Origin of the sequence: Pseudomonas avellanae BPIC 631, assembly GCF_000444135.1 — a bacterium.
Lineage (GTDB): Bacteria > Pseudomonadota > Gammaproteobacteria > Pseudomonadales > Pseudomonadaceae > Aquipseudomonas > Aquipseudomonas avellanae.
This window is the reverse complement of sequence record NZ_ATDK01000221.1, coordinates 1-14,420: the sequence shown is the minus strand read 5'-3', so window position 1 is coordinate 14,420 and position 14,420 is coordinate 1. Positions and strand designations below refer to the sequence as shown.

General features: G+C 61.3%; 16 protein-coding genes. 6 read left to right on the top strand and 10 right to left on the bottom strand.

The features are described from left to right. Positions 1-258: 258 nt before the first annotated feature. The 3 genes from DW49_RS0109530 to DW49_RS0109520 form a co-directional block, all read right to left on the bottom strand. Entirely contained in the window at positions 259-900 is a 642-nt protein-coding gene (locus tag DW49_RS0109530) for an oxidoreductase (protein ID WP_005614440.1), read from the bottom strand. A 27-nt stretch (positions 901-927) separates the two neighbouring features. Beyond that, positions 928-2,655: a C13 family peptidase gene (locus DW49_RS0109525; RefSeq protein ID WP_005614442.1), complete on the bottom strand. Its 1,728-nt coding sequence runs from the start codon at positions 2,653-2,655 to the stop codon at positions 928-930. A gap of 140 nt (positions 2,656-2,795) precedes the next feature. Beyond that, entirely contained in the window at positions 2,796-3,251 is a 456-nt protein-coding gene (locus tag DW49_RS0109520; protein ID WP_005614444.1) for a MaoC family dehydratase, read from the bottom strand. 197 nt (positions 3,252-3,448) lie between these two features. Here DW49_RS0109520 and DW49_RS0109515 point away from each other — a divergent pair, with 197 nt between their 5' ends. Genes DW49_RS0109515 through DW49_RS0109505 form a run of 3 tightly spaced genes read left to right on the top strand, consistent with a single transcriptional unit; the run spans position 3,449 to position 5,128 of the window. After that, positions 3,449-3,811 (top strand): CidA/LrgA family protein, encoded by a 363-nt coding sequence (locus DW49_RS0109515; RefSeq protein WP_005614446.1) that lies wholly within the window; start codon positions 3,449-3,451, stop codon positions 3,809-3,811. Beyond that, a complete protein-coding gene (locus DW49_RS0109510) occupies positions 3,808-4,524 on the top strand; it encodes an LrgB family protein (protein WP_005614447.1) in 717 nt (238 codons plus the stop codon). Before DW49_RS0109515 ends, DW49_RS0109510 begins: the two co-directional genes overlap by 4 nt. Positions 4,525-4,537: 13 nt before the next feature. After that, positions 4,538-5,128, top strand: coding sequence for an LON peptidase substrate-binding domain-containing protein (locus DW49_RS0109505; protein ID WP_005614449.1), 591 nt, complete (start codon positions 4,538-4,540; stop codon positions 5,126-5,128). Between the two features lie 207 nt (positions 5,129-5,335). On the opposite strand, the gene DW49_RS0109500 is transcribed toward DW49_RS0109505, so the two are convergent. From DW49_RS0109500 to DW49_RS0109475, 6 genes are all read right to left on the bottom strand, one after another. Further along, a complete protein-coding gene (locus tag DW49_RS0109500; RefSeq protein ID WP_005614450.1) occupies positions 5,336-5,899 on the bottom strand; it encodes a DUF4136 domain-containing protein in 564 nt (187 codons plus the stop codon). Positions 5,900-5,928: 29 nt separating this feature from the next. Further along, positions 5,929-6,567 (bottom strand): DUF4136 domain-containing protein, encoded by a 639-nt coding sequence (locus DW49_RS0109495; protein WP_005614451.1) that lies wholly within the window; start codon positions 6,565-6,567, stop codon positions 5,929-5,931. 19 nt (positions 6,568-6,586) lie between these two features. Further along, complete coding sequence (locus DW49_RS0109490; protein ID WP_005614452.1) at positions 6,587-7,336, bottom strand: methyltransferase domain-containing protein; 750 nt, start codon at positions 7,334-7,336, stop codon at positions 6,587-6,589. Then, positions 7,333-7,638: a MazG-like family protein gene (locus tag DW49_RS0109485; RefSeq protein ID WP_005614453.1), complete on the bottom strand. Its 306-nt coding sequence runs from the start codon at positions 7,636-7,638 to the stop codon at positions 7,333-7,335. The genes DW49_RS0109490 and DW49_RS0109485 overlap by 4 nt, the downstream gene beginning before the upstream one ends. Positions 7,639-7,752: 114 nt before the next feature. Continuing rightward, positions 7,753-8,610 carry a MaoC family dehydratase gene (locus DW49_RS0109480; protein ID WP_024420681.1) on the bottom strand — a complete coding sequence of 286 codons (858 nt, stop codon included), beginning with the start codon at positions 8,608-8,610 and terminating at the stop codon, positions 7,753-7,755. A 30-nt stretch (positions 8,611-8,640) separates the two neighbouring features. Beyond that, entirely contained in the window at positions 8,641-9,996 is a 1,356-nt protein-coding gene (locus DW49_RS0109475; protein ID WP_005614456.1) for a 3-oxoacyl-ACP reductase, read from the bottom strand. 108 nt (positions 9,997-10,104) lie between these two features. On the opposite strand from DW49_RS0109475, the gene DW49_RS0109470 reads away from it, so the two are divergent. The 3 genes from DW49_RS0109470 to DW49_RS0109460 all read left to right on the top strand — a co-directional run bounded on the left by DW49_RS0109470 (position 10,105) and on the right by DW49_RS0109460 (position 13,254). Further along, a complete protein-coding gene (locus tag DW49_RS0109470; RefSeq protein ID WP_005614457.1) occupies positions 10,105-11,382 on the top strand; it encodes an acetyl-CoA C-acetyltransferase in 1,278 nt (425 codons plus the stop codon). A 163-nt stretch (positions 11,383-11,545) separates the two neighbouring features. Beyond that, the gene (locus tag DW49_RS0109465) at positions 11,546-11,824 is read left to right on the top strand and encodes a hypothetical protein (protein ID WP_005614458.1); all 279 of its coding nucleotides are present in this window, start codon (positions 11,546-11,548) and stop codon (positions 11,822-11,824) included. A gap of 32 nt (positions 11,825-11,856) precedes the next feature. Further along, positions 11,857-13,254: a DUF726 domain-containing protein gene (locus DW49_RS0109460; RefSeq protein ID WP_005614459.1), complete on the top strand. Its 1,398-nt coding sequence runs from the start codon at positions 11,857-11,859 to the stop codon at positions 13,252-13,254. Positions 13,255-13,261: 7 nt separating this feature from the next. Here the strand turns inward: DW49_RS0109460 and DW49_RS0109455 are convergent, their stop codons facing one another. Then, the gene (locus tag DW49_RS0109455) at positions 13,262-14,290 is read right to left on the bottom strand and encodes a bile acid:sodium symporter family protein (protein ID WP_020342489.1); all 1,029 of its coding nucleotides are present in this window, start codon (positions 14,288-14,290) and stop codon (positions 13,262-13,264) included. Positions 14,291-14,420 lie beyond the last annotated feature (130 nt).

The following is a 14,420-nucleotide window of genomic DNA, read 5'->3' as shown; positions in this document are numbered from 1 at the left end:
ATCGTTATACACAAGTCCGCTTTTGATTCTGGCCGGAGGCCGTGGGAGCGAACTTGTTCGCGAAAGCGGCATTTCAGACGATATATTTTCGGCGTTTGCACCGGCCCTTTCGCGAACAAGCGAAGCGTCGCCCGGTTCGCTCCCACGCCCTGCGGGCAGAAGCTTGAAATCCCCGTCCACCGGACTCTTCAGGACTTGTGTATAGCGACGAGCGCGGAGCGTGGGGACTATCATAGTCTGAGCCCCAGCGACCATCGCCTACTTCCCCAGCTTACGCAGCTCATCCGACTCGACAATCCGCACACCATTCTGCTCTTCCAGCGCCAGGCGCCACATGGCACGGGCGAGTTGGCAGGCTTCGATTGCGCCGTATTTGCCGGGGAGCAGCTTGGCGATAGGCGTGGCCAGTTGTTCGACCCAGCGGGTTTCAGTACGGCTGCCCACCAGCAGTGACGGGCGGGCGATGGTCAGTTGCGGCCAGTCTTGCGCGCGCAGTGCCTGTTCCATCTCGCCTTTGGTGCGGTTGTAGAACGTAGTCGATTTCGGGTCAGCGCCAATCGCGCTGATCACCAGCAAATGACGCGCACCCAGCTCACGGGCACGGGTGGCGAACGCCAGCACCAGGTCCAGATCGACCGCCTTGAAAGCGTCCTGCGAGCCTGCCTGCTTGATAGTGGTGCCCAGGCAGCAGAAGGCAATGTCCACACGGCCACCCAGCAAGGGCAGCAATGTGGTGAGGTCGCCGACCGGGTTTTCCAGGTGAGGGTGTTCCGCCAGAGGCCTGCGCGTCGGTGCCAGCACTCGGCTTACGGTCGGTTCGTTAAGCAGGCGATCAAGCAAATGCTCACCGGTAAGGCCGGTGGCCCCGGCGAGCAGAATATGTTGCGGCGTCAAATACATTACCGTTCTCCCTTGATACTGATAAGCCTAGCGGCTAGTCGGGGTCTTCGCTTCCGTGCGGTTCAACGCCGTATTCAAAGCGCGTTCGGCCTGGCTTTTGCGCAATTGCTGCCAGCGCGCCAGAACTCCTTTTGGTGTCCATATCTGCGGCTCGGAGGCTTCGAAATTATCTTCGGTCTCACGTTGGGCGACATAGGCTTTTGCTTCATTGAATGCTTGTTGCAGGTCATCGGTTTCGACCAATGCCTTGGCAAACAGTGCATCGCCAAAATAAGTGAAGTCGGCTTCTTCCGAGCAACCGAAGGACACCCGGTCGGCGCGGGAGGCGGTCATGATCAGGGTGCGCTCGTCCTTGAGGTCCGGAATGAAGCCGCCGGAGTAGCAGGCCGAAATGACCACGACCTTGTCGCGGTTTTTCAGCGGGGCGAGGGCGGCGGCCAGCGCGTCAGCGGGCAGATCAGCCAGCGACAGGCGCGGTTGGTCGAGTACCAGTTCATGGTCCTGTGTGCCGTGGCTGGTCAGGTAAATGAAGACCAGGTCTTCCGGGCCGGTGCGCTGTGCAAGGGGCTGCACTGCGCGGGTGATGGTTTCGCGGGTGGCCATCGGCCGGTCATCCATGTGATCGCGATGATTGACCAGACCAACCTGGCCGACCGCGCCGAAACGCGATTTCAGCAAATTGCTGACGTAGTCCGCTTCGCGCATGAACACGCTTTGCTTGCCATCGCCTGCCACCACCAGCGTGTACAGTTCGGTGGCCGGTGTCGATGCCGGCACGGCGGCGAGCGCCTGGTCCAGCAAAGTGCCCTGCGCAAGCAACCCGGCTTCAAGCACGTCGGGCAGCAATTTACCCTTGGCGTCACGCACCCGTTGGCCATTGGCCCAGATGCCGCGCTGTTCCTTGCCATCCGGGGAGGTCAGTACGCCGTTGCCCTGATAGGTGTCATCGGCGAACTGGCCGACGTAACGACTGCCGTCAGCCAGTTGCAGTTGACCCTGGCCCATGAAGCGCCAGTTATCGAAGTCGCCCTGATAGCGGCTGCCGTCCGAACCGATCAGCTCGCCTTTGCCGGTCAGTGCGCCTTCCTTGAATTCACCGCTCCAGACGTCGCCGTCGCTGTTTTCGTAGCGGCCCTGGCCGTCCAACTGGCTGTTGCGGAAGTTGCCGACATATTGATCGCCGTCGGCGCTGGTGAAACTGCCGATGCCCTGCAACTGGCCGTCGACGAAGTTGCCGCTGTATTGATTGCCGCTGGCGTCACTGCGCGAACCTTCGCCGTTGGCTTTGCCTTTGGCGAACATGCCCTGGTGCTGACTGCCGTCTTCCAGTTCCAGACGTCCGGGGCCGTCGTACTGGCCTGCCTTGAACTGGCCGCGGTAAAGCACGCCCTTGTCTTTCTGCGTCCCTTCGCCGTCACGCAGCCCGAGTTTGAAGTTGCCGACATAACTCGCGCCGTTGCGCGTGGTCAGTCGACCCTGGCCTTGATACAGGCCCTGCTCGAAGCCGCCTTTGTAGACGTCACCATTGCTGGCGTGCCATTCCCCCTGACCTTGCCAAAGCCCGTTTACAAACTGGCCGGTGTACCACCTGCCGTTGGGGTAGTCGATCCGCCCCTCGCCTTGCAGCAGGCCGTTGACCACGTCGCCACGGTAGCGTCCGCCATCGGGCAGGCGGCCGTCTGGCGGCAAAAGTGATTCGCCATCACCGCAGCCTGCGATCAAGAGTGTCAAAGCCAATGGAGCAAGCGCGCGCATGTGAGATCCCGGAAGAGTGATTCAGTGGCGAGCCCGGCTCTGCTTGAGCAGATGTCATGGGTCACGACTGCAGGGGAGTATGCCGCAGCGAGTAAGCGGGATGAAACAGTCTGTTACGACTGTTTCATGTTTTAAACGTGTTACACGAAACACAAGGTCAGGGGTTCGGCCACAAAAGCGGGTTTTGCCTGGCCTTCGATCTCAAGCGTAGCGGTTGCCTTGAGCAACCACTGGCCCGGTTTCTTCTCGGTGACTTCCGTCAACTCGACCTTGAGGCGCACGCGCGAGTTAACCACCACCGGCTGCACAAAACGCACGCTGTCCATGCCATAGTTCACCGCCATCTTCATGCCTTCGGGCAGCACCATGATGCCTTCCATGAGCTTGGGGATCAGCGATAACGACAGAAAACCGTGGGCGATGGTCTCGCCAAACGGGGTCTGCGCCGCTTTGACCGGGTCGATGTGAATGAACTGATGATCCCCCGTGGCTTCGGCGAACAGGTTGATACGTTCCTGGTCAATTAACAGCCAGTCGGAACATCCCGGTTCCTTGCCAATGTAGTCCTCGAGCTCTGTGACAGGTACAAAAGGCATGTCGCGCTCCTTGTCAGGTTTGGTTTTGCAGCATTGGCCGCAGCGGTTCTCCCCGCCAGGCGAACCTCAAGATCAGCAGACGGTTGCCGGTTGGTCAAGCGACTGCATGGATGCGAATACCCACGCATAGTCTCTGGCGCGGCGTGTTTATAATGGCGCGGTGAATTCGCCGGATTCGTTTATTTGCTGGAGTCCTCATGTTGTTACGGGGTTTGACATGGCTGGTGCTGTTCCAATTGCTGGGCACGGCGCTCAACCATCTGTTTCTATCGATATTGCCGGGGCCGATCATTGGCCTGGTGCTGCTGATGGCTTACCTTATGCTGCGCGGTGAAGTCAGCGAGCCAATCAGCGTGGCCGCCAGCAGCCTGTTGCGCTACCTGCCACTGTTACTGGTGCCGCCCGCCGTCGGCGTGATGGTGTACGCGTCGGCCATTGCCCAGGACTTCTGGGCGATCTTTGGCACCCTGACCCTGTCGCTGATGATTTCCCTGACCTTCGTCGGCTGGCTGATGCAGAAGCTCGTCAAGCGTCAGACTCGCCGCCAGGAGCTGTCATGACTCTGGACTGGCACGGCGCATGGATGTCGGTGATTCATCACCCGCTTTTCGGCATCGCGGTCACGCTCGGTGCCTATCAGATGGCGATGGCTGCGTATGAAAAAACCCGCTGGCTGTTTCTCCAGCCGGTACTGGTGTCGATGGTGGTGGTGATCGGCGTGGTACTGGTCTGCGACCTGGACTACACCGAGTACCGCAAAAGCACCGAGATTCTCAGCACCCTGCTGGGGCCGGCGACGGTTGCGCTGGCGGTGCCGCTTTATCTGAATATGCGGCGCATTCGGCAGTTGTTCTGGCCCGTCTTGACTACGCTGGTGATCGGCGGAGTGTTTGCCACCGGGCTGTGCGTGGGCCTTGGGGTGCTGTTTGGGGCCGATCACATGATTTTGATGACCATGGCACCGAAGTCGGTGACATCACCCATCGCCATGCTGGTCGCCGAGCAGATTGGCGGAGTGGCGGCGCTGGCGGCGGTTTTTGTATTGATTACGGGTGTATTCGGTGCCATTTTCGGCCCGGGCCTACTGTCGCTGGCCGGCGTGGACAATCCTGCGGCGCGGGGCATGGCCCTGGGCCTGACCGCTCATGCGGTGGGAACGTCCGTGGCGTTGCAAGAAGGTGAGGAATCGGGGGCTTTTGCTGCGTTGGCAATGAGTCTGATGGGCGTTGCAACGGCACTGTTTCTGCCGCTGGCAATGTCGCTGGCCATTTAAAGGAGACTTTTCTATGACGTTGCCTTTGTTTCCATTGAACGCTGTGCTGTTTCCGGGTTGTGTGCTTGATCTGCAACTGTTCGAAGCCCGGTATCTGGACATGATTGGCCGCTGCATGAAGCAGGGCGAAGGGTTTGGCGTGGTGTGCATCACCCAGGGCAGTGAGGTCGGCATAGTGCCGGACGGCTACTCGCTAATCGGCTGTGAAGCGCTGGTCGAGGATTTTCAGCAGCAGGACAACGGTTTGCTGGGCATTCGTGTTGTGGGTGGACGCCGCTTCCGGGTTACTGCAACCGAGGTCCAGCGCGATCAACTGCTGGTGGCCGAGGTTGAATGGCTGCAAGAGCCTGAGGAGCGGCCGTTACAGGAAGAAGACGCCGACCTCGTCGCGCTGCTTGAAGCCCTGGCCGAACACCCGATGGTTGCCTCCTTGAACATGGGCGTGTCCGCCGAGGGGCAGTATTCGCTGTCCAACCAGTTGGCCTATTTGCTGCCATTTACCGAGAAAGACAAAGTCGAACTGCTGGAAATCGACGACCCTGAAGAACGCCTCGACGCGATTCAGGAATTGCTCGATGAAATGCAGGGCGACATGCAGGCTTGAGCTTTGGAAAGTCACTTCGCTCAGTACTGAGATCAGGGGCTTCTGACCGGAGGGCGTAGGAGTGGACCGGCCCCCTCGGTATAGTCAGATGCAGCCGAGGTGGCTCGTTTTGGGGTTGCTTCGCAACCCTTCGCGGACGAGTCCGCTCCTACAAAACCGAGAGATCCCAGACAAGCGAAGCGTTGCCCGGTCTCGGTCAGGCGCCAATCAGCGCGGCGGGTACTGCTCCAGGATCTTCGCAACGGTGCTGCGCATGGCCTGGTCGCGTTCGGCGGGGGTGCCGGCGTTGTCGTTGAGGATGCGTTCGGTGCTGCCGCGCCAGACCAGTTTGCCGTCCTTGGCGTCGAACAGGTCGATCTGCAGGGTGCTGACCTTGTAATCAACGCTGCGGGTTTCGGTGTTCATCGGCCCGTTCCAGTAACCATAGCCGCCCCACGGGTTCCATCCGCCGCCGTAGTTGGTGCTCACCGTCTGCTGGCGATTTTCGACGATCAGCCAGGCCTGCACGTTCAAATCCGCACGTGCACCGCCCGCGGCCATGCGCAAGCCGCGCTGGTCCAATTGCTCGCCGATCGACTGGCGAATGCGTTGCTCGGTCAGGTCACTCCTGAGCCGTGGATCATCCGGCTGGTACTGCACACCGGGCTCTTTCCAGCTCCAGCTGCGATAACCAGCGAAATCACGCTGGGCATCGAAATCGCGATTGATCGAGTTGCTCTGACAGGCGGCCAGCAACAGGGCACAGGACAGCAGGATGATACGGCGAAACATGGCAGTTCTCCGAAGAGGTTACAAAAGAGCTACGAAGGGGGATAAGCGGTCAGTGCCTGTTGCACGGCCTGACGCAGTGCGCTGCTGCGGTCTGCCAGATTGTTGCTGGCGCGTGCGTCGGCGCTGGCGCTCCAGACCGGCTGGCCGGTGCGCGCATCAATCAGGTTGATCTGCACCACCATCACGTTTTCCTGATAAGTGCGCACCACCGGCACGCTGGCGTATCCGCCGTAACCGGGGCGGTAGCCATCGTAACGGCCGTAACCCAAGCCGCCCCCGTAATACGGATCATAATCCTCGCGCACCTGGCGTAGCCGGGTTTCCTGCCGTGTCGTGGCGCTGACGTACAGGTCGGCAGGCTGATTATTACGAGCCGGGCGCAGGCCGCGCTGATCCAGGCCATTGCTCAATGCTTCGACCACCTGTGCCGAATCCACCCAGGCCGTACCCGGTGGCAGTTGGCCGTTGAGCCAGCCCCAGGTCCGGTACTTGCCGTAGTCGCGCGGCGGCGCTGGATAAGCGCTCAAGTCCAGCGTTTTGGCTGCCTGCGGCGGCGCTGGCGGCATGGGCAGCGAGCTGGCCACGTAAGGGTTGTCGCTCTGACAGGCGCTCAGCCCGATAACGCTCAGGCCGAGCAACAGGGCAAACAAGGCTGGACGGTAGGTCATGTGGGTCTCCGCAATGATGTCAGACCGGACGGCAGATCCAGTGCAGGTATCGACCCAGCCCGGCAAACGCCGGATGCCGTCGATGCGCCAGCTCCATTTCCAGCAGGTCCGTCAGCTCGGCCCGCGCCTGGAATTCAACCGGCATGTAATCGTGAAACACCCGCACGCCGCTGCGGGTTTCGACTTGCCACAGCCCTTCAAGTTGCGTCGCCAGTTCCCGAGGGTCGAGGGGCTGCTGGGGCGTCAGGCTCTGCTTTTCTCCGGCCATGTCGTTTTTACGCATCTTGCGGAAATGACCCTTGAGCAAGTTGCGATAAATCAGCGCATCGCGGTTGTAGAACGCCAGCGACAGCCAGCCGTCGTCCTTGGTGAGCCTGCGCAGCACCGGAAGAATCGAGTACGGCTCGGCCAGCCATTCCAGTACGGCGTGGCACAGCACCACATCGTAAGTGTCGCTCAGTAAGTCGGGCAGCGCCTGCCACGGGGCCTGAATGAAGGTTGCCGTCTGTCCGGCATCGGCAAAACGCTGGCGTGCGCCTTCAAGCATAGGCTCGGCGGGCTCGGCCAGCGTCACCTCATGACCTTGCTCGGCCAGCCACAGCGACATATGCCCCAACCCGGCGCCGATATCCAACACGCGCAATGGCCGCGTGGGCAGCGTCTCGGTCATATCGGCCTGCAAAACGGCCAGACGAATGGCCCCTTTGGCCCCGCCGTAGATCTTTTCTGCAAAGCGCGTCGCCAACTGGTCGAAATGGCGATCACTCACTTGGCAAATCTCCGCTCACTGTCTGCCAGCTTGTTGCGCACGACCGTTTCCATGTCCAGCCCCAGTTCGCTGCACAGCAGCAACAGGTAGAGGACGATATCGCCGACTTCCTGCCCGGCATGCTCACGTTGATCGGCAGGCAGCTCGCGGGACTGGTCTTCGCGCAGCCACTGGAATATCTCCACCAGCTCGGCCATTTCCACGCTGGCAGCCATGGCCAGGTTTTTCGGGCTGTGAAATTGCTTCCAGTCATTCTGGTCGCGGATGCGGTGCAGGCGTTGGGTCAACTCGTCGAGGTTCATCGTGCTCTCCTGAAGACGCATAGCTTCAGGGGGATCGAGTCGTCAGGCAAGTGGGCGTTGCAGTTTGTTCAGCCGTTGAAGGGAGCAGCGCTCCCGTCACAGGACGCAATGACCTCAATCCGTAGCGGGTTGCCAGCTACCGATCATGTGCACGATGCCTTCCTGGCCCTCGACACGAAACTCACCATGGGAACCGGCGGCGCTGGCCGACAGCGTGACATCGGCGGGCAGGCGTACCGGCTTCTGGAACTGCACGCTGATCTCGACGTTCGAGGCGGGCAGGTGATCTTCCAGTGCTGCGAGCGCACGTGCCTTGAGCCACATGCCGTGGGCAATGGCGCGCGGGAAGCCGAACAGCTTGGCGCTGGCGGCGCTGAGGTGGATCGGGTTGTAGTCGCCAGACACCTTGGCGTACTCGCGGCCGATCTGTGCAGACGCCCGCCAGCGGTCCAGCTCGGTGAGCGGTTGCAGGTACGCTTCGGGCGTCTCGACAGGTGCGTCTTCCAGGTGCACGGCGGTGCACAGCAGGGTGCTTTCTTCTTCCCACAGCAGGCCCATGCCGTCCTCGGCCTGCGTGAGCAAGGTAAACGTCGCGCCTTTGAGGTGTGGGCGCAGGTCGGTGGCCTGCACGCTGATGTACAACTGGCTCACACCGCCGAGCGGACGAAGGGTGCGAATCTGATTGCCCAGATGAATGAGCCCCAGCAGCGGGAAGGGAAACTCCGGTGAGGTCATCAATTGCATCTGCAACGTAAATGCCAGCGCATGCGGGTAAGTGGGCGGCAGCAGGCTGCTGTCTGCAAACCCACAGACCTTGCGGTACGCTTCAAGCTTGTCGTTATCGACCGTGATCCAGCTGCGCAACCCCAGATCGGGTAGCTTTGTGCCGGTTACCTTGCGCCTGAGCGCCGCCTGAATGAACAGGTTGGACAGCGGTTGCAGTGAATTGAGATAGCGCCAATGAGCCGTCATCATCCATCTCCTTGAACTCAGTGCGGGACCTCAGGCCCCGATCACGTTTTGACCACATACGCGTAAAACCTGGCCACTGACGGCGCCGCTGCCCGGCTGGCTGAACCACGCCACCGCTTCTGCGACATCCTGTGGCGTACCGCCCTGGCCCAGCGAACTCATGCGCCGGCCCGCTTCACGCAAGGTGAACGGCATGTGGGCGGTCATTTTCGTTTCGATGAAACCTGGCGCAACAGCATTGATGCTGATGCCGCGAGCCTTGAGCCCTGGCGCCATGGCCTTGGCAAAGCCGATCAGACCGGCCTTGCTGGTGGTGTAGTTGGTTTGCCCGCGATTACCGGCGATGCCGCTGATCGAGGCCATGAGCACGATTCGGGCGTTGTCTTTCAGCGCGCCGCCATCAAGCAGCACCTGAGTGAGCACTTGCGGCGCGCCAAGGTTGACGGCCAGCACCGAGTCCCAGAAATCTTCCGGCATATTGGCCAGCGTCTTGTCGCGGGTGATGCCTGCGTTGTGCACCAGAATGTCGACGCCATCGGGTAGGTGCTCAAGCAATTGCGCAGGTGCATCCGCCGCGCAGATATCCAGCGCCAGGGCCTGACCACCGAGCCGCGAGGCCAGCGCTTCCAGCTCTTTGCGGGTTTGCGGCACGTCCAGCAGAATGACCTGCGCGCCATCGCGGGTCAGGGTTTCGGCAATCGAGGCGCCGATGCCCCGCGCGGCACCGGTCACGACCGCTTTGCGCCCGGCCAGTGGGCGTGTCCAGTCCTGCACCTTGCTCGGGCAGGCGCTCAAATGGACAAACTGACCGGAGATGAATGCCGCCTTGGGTGTCAGGAAAAAGCGCAATGCGCCCTCCAGTTGGTCCTGCGCTTCTTCGTCCACTTGCAACAGCTTGACCGTCGCACCGTTACGCACTTCCTTGGCCAGCGAACGGCTGAAGCCCACGATGGCTTGCTGCGTGCTGGCCGCCAGTGGATCGTCGAGCATCTCCGGCGCGCGGCCAAGAATCACCACGTGTGCACAGTGGTCGAGGTTGCGCAGCAACGGTTGAAAGAAATCCCGGAGTTGTCTGAGCTGCTCGGTACGCAGAATCTGACTGGCGTCAAAAACCACCGCTTTCAGGCGCGGCCCCTGATTGGCGACCCAGGCGGTTGCGCCGGGCATCTCGCTGCCGAAGCTGTAAAGCGAGTCGGTCAGGCGGCTGGCGAACTGCCTGACCTGATCGCCCAGCGGCCCGGCGCTGATCAGCAGTGTGCCTTCGACCGGACGCAGACGCCCGGCCTGCCAGCGCTCCAGGTGGGTGGGGGCGGGCAGACCGACGGCGTTCACCAGACGCCGACCCATGTCGGAATTGGCGAAATCAATATAGCGATCTGACGGCATGGAACACTCTCCTGAAGTCGGGGTTCAAAGGAATGGACCACGGTGGCATGACGTTTGTTCTTGCGATCGACACGGCTCATCCATTCGTATGCATAAAGGGAGTTTTCCATGACGCAACCTCGTCGGGTCGCCATCGTCGGCGGTAACCGCATTCCGTTCGCCCGCTCCAATGGCTCGTACGCCACTGCCAGCAATCAGGACATGCTCACCGCAGCGCTCGAAGGTCTGATCGAGCGCTTCAACCTGCACGGGCTGCGCATGGGTGAAGTCGCGACGGGCGCGGTGCTCAAGCACTCCAGAGACTTCAACCTGACCCGCGAATGCGTGCTCGGCTCGCGGCTGTCCGCGCAGACTTCCGCTTACGACATTCAGCAGGCCTGCGGCACGGGTCTTGAAGCCGCATTGCTGGTGGCCAACAAGATCGCGTTAGGGCAGATCGAGTGCGGCATTGCCGGCGGTGTGGACACCACGTCGGACGCGCCAATCGGCGTCAATGAAGGGCTGCGCGCCATTCTGTTGCAGGTCAACCGCAGCAAGACTCCGGCTGACAAGTTCAAGGCGTTGCTGCAGTTGCGCCCGCATCACCTCAAGCCGGAGCTGCCGCGCAACGGTGAGCCACGCACGGGGTTGTCGATGGGCCAGCATTGCGAGCTGATGGCGCAGACCTGGGGCGTCGAGCGCTCGGCGCAGGATCAACTGGCGCTGGAAAGCCATCTGAAAATGGCCGCCGCTTACGCCGAGGGCTGGCAGGATGATCTGATGACGCCGTACCTGGGGCTGATCCGCGACAACAACCTGCGCCCGGACCTGACGCTGGAGAAACTGGCCAGCCTCAAACCGGCTTTCGAGCGCAGCGCCAAAGGCACGTTGTCGGCTGGCAATTCGACACCGCTGACCGATGGCGCGTCGGTGGTGTTGCTGGCCAGTGAAGACTGGGCTCGCGAACGTGGTTTGCCGGTGCTGGCTTACTGGCGCGATGGCGAAGCAGCAGCAGTGGACTTCGTCAACGGCGCGGAAGGCTTGCTGATGGCGCCGGTCTACGCCGTTCCGCGCCTGTTGGCCCGCAACGGGCTTACGCTTCAGGATTTTGATTACTACGAAATCCACGAAGCGTTCGCCGCGCAAGTGCTGTGCACGCTCAAGGCCTGGGAAGACGCCGAGTACTGCAAGACCCGCCTGGGGCTGGATGCGCCGCTTGGGTCGATTGATCGCAGCAAAATGAACGTCAAGGGCAGCTCACTGGCCGCCGGCCACCCGTTTGCTGCTACCGGAGGCCGCATCGTCGCCAACCTTGCCAAACTGCTGGCGGCGGCAGGCAGCGGACGTGGCCTGATCTCGATCTGCGCAGCAGGCGGGCAGGGCGTGACGGCGATTCTGGAGCGTTAGGCAAATGGCGGCGGTCATGGGCATAATCCGCTGCCGCGCTTCGCTGTGCAGCCAAGACCGGACGCAGAGCGTCCAGAACGGCATGCCGACGAGCAGCGTCGCACGATAGTTGAGATTATCAATGATCAACCAGCACTACTGGCCTGTAACGTCGAGGTAAAACATGGGGCTCATCATTGGTATATCGGTACTTCTGATTCTGATCGGCACTGTGCTCTATCTGTTCGACAAAGGCGCGCGAACCCGCTGGTTGCGGCCTTACATTGGTCTGGCGCTGATCGGTTTGCTGATCTTCGGCATGGGGCTGCTGGTGGGGCTGGTCTCCGATGAGATCGAAGGTTATTTTGTGCTGGTTGCCAAATGGGTGATCGCCGTGACCGGTATCATGTTCTGCCTGCGGCTGATCATGCTGATCGCCAAACGCTTCATCGTCAGAAATTGAACGCGCAACCCGCCCGTGCGTGACAGGACAACGTGGAAAATCATTTCAAATTTCTGACCTTGCCCAAGACATCGGGCGAGGTCGCCAACGTGTTCATTCATGGCTACTCCTCAGGGCACGATCTGGATGACCGGCGCATGCTGGCCAGCAGCATTCCCGTTGCCTTGCGCCACAGCGTGAACATCCTGGCCTTTTGGCCTTCGAGCCATTTCACCCAGATGGATAACCGCTCCCGTGGCCTGCTGATGGCCGCCGCTCGTGTGCATCCGCTGGCCGGTGCGGCGGCGCTGGCGGGGGATCGGGTGGTTCATTTCGCGCGCATCCGCAATCGTGCCCGCGATATGGGCAAGGTGCTGCTGACGCAACTGGACCGCTACCTGTTCGAGCATCACCCGCAGGTAAAGCGCGTCAACCTGATCGGCCATTCACTGGGCGGTCGGCTGTTGGTCAGCGCACTCAAAAACGCCGAGCAACCCCTCGAACACGGCCTGGTCGTGGGTGATGTGCTGCTGATGGCCGCTGCGGTGCGCCTCAATGCCGCCGAGGCCGAGCAGCTCAAACAAAGCATCAGCGGGCGACTGATCAATGCTTATTCCAGCGAAGACCACGTGTTGCTGCTGAACCTGGGCGAGAAAAGCCTGGGGCGCACGCCGGTCGAGCATTTTGAAAATGTGCGCATGGCGGGGTATCGCCATCACCATTACTGGCGCCGTTTGCAGGAAGTGCTGATCGCGACCGGTTTCAGCGGGTGTGAAGGGCTGGAAACAGGCGTCGCTGTTTTGCCCGTAACGACCCGCGACCCGGTCTTGCAGGATGCCTTGCTGCACGACGTGCTGGCGCGCTCGCCGGATCACTTGCTGGACGCGGCGATCAGGCATTTGCGCAGCAGCCGCTGGACCCGCCTGCACGATGCCGAAGCAGACCGGGCCTATGCATTCGTGCGCGAATTCCAGCTGGTCGCCGGACACTTTCTGGTCAATGCCGCGCGTCGTCGAGGCGTGCCCTATACCCGAGCGCTAGGCATGCTGGCGCGGCAATACGGCCTGGACGACGCGCTGCACCAGTGCGCCACGGTGGTCGAGGTGGAAGAGCTGCTGCTCAGAACGTTCTTTCGCCATGCGTTCAACAGTGCGCACCCGCTGGTGCAGATGCCCCGCACCAGTGTCAGGGCGATGAGCTGGGAGGTGTATGCCGCGCATGTCGATACGCTGGCCGAGCGCCTGACCGTCGCTGCGTTTTTCAAGCCGGCGCAGGCCGAAGAAGCCCCCGGCAGGCTCAAAGGGTTATTGGGTGCGATTCGCCAGGCGCCGGTGCAGCGCATGCTGACGCATTTCGGCACGGCGCTGAGGCCAGGTTATTCGGCGTTGAACCCGACCGTGGCCATCGTCTTTTACGCGCGCGTCACGCTGGACGACGACGCGCTGATGTAAGCCGCGGTCAGGCGGCGCGAGCTTCTTCCAGTGCGGCTTGCGAGAGCTGCTGGCGGTGCCGACTGGCGTAGCTCTCGGCGATGATCGAACAGACGATCAACTGCATCGGGTGATAAATCATGATCGGCAGCAGAATCAGCCCCAGCCCCGGATTGCTGCCGAAGATCAAGGCCGCCATCGGTGCGCCGGCCGCGAGGGACTTCTTGGTGGCGCAGAACACCGCAGCAACCTTGTCGGCGTGATCGAACTTGAGCGCCCGCGCGGTGCGGGTGGTCAGCAGCAGAATCACCGCCAGCAACAGCGCGGTGCCGATGAATGCAGTCAGAATCACGCTGTTGCCCTGGCTTTGCCACATGCCGGAGATCATCGAATTGCAGAACGCCGCATAGACGAGCAGCAGAATCACCATCTTGTCGATCAGGTTGGTGTACTTCTTGTGCCGCGCAAAGAACTTGCCCAGCAGCGGACGCAACAGTTGGCCCAGCACCAGTGGCAGCAGCAACATGGCGCAGAGGTTCAGCAGCGTATCGCCCAGATCGATACCGCCTGCGCCAGTGCCGACCAGCAGGCTCACCAGCCACGGCGTGATGAAAATCCCGATGACGCTGGACATGCTGGCGTTGAGAATCGCCGCCGGAACGTTACCGCCCGCGCTGCCGGTCAGCGCCACCGAAGACGAAATGGTCGAGGGCAGGGCGCACAGGTAGAAAAAACCCAGCATCAGCAGCGCAGGCACATGCGAGCCCAGCAGCTTGTCGCACGCCAGCCAGATCAGCGGGAATACGACGAAGGTGAACACCTGAATCATCACGTGCAGGCGCCAGTTGCTCAGGCCCTTTTTGATCTGCTCGCTGGACAGGTTGACCCCGTGCAGGAAGAACACCACGAACACGCCGATGTTAATGACGTATTCGGCATGCATGCTGCCGCCCGTGGCACCGAAGTGGGGGAGGAAGTAGGCAAGAACCGTCGCCAGGACCATGCCCCAGAGGAACCAGTCGGTGGCGACGCGCTTGAAGTGTTTGAGTGATTGCATGGCAGGCTCGGACAACTTTTTAATCAGGGCGGTTTCAGAGGCTGAGTGCAACACCCGGCTATTGAGTTAGGGATGGACTCTCATGATGCTTGGACATCATTTCCGTCATCATTTCGATAGGGCATCTGTA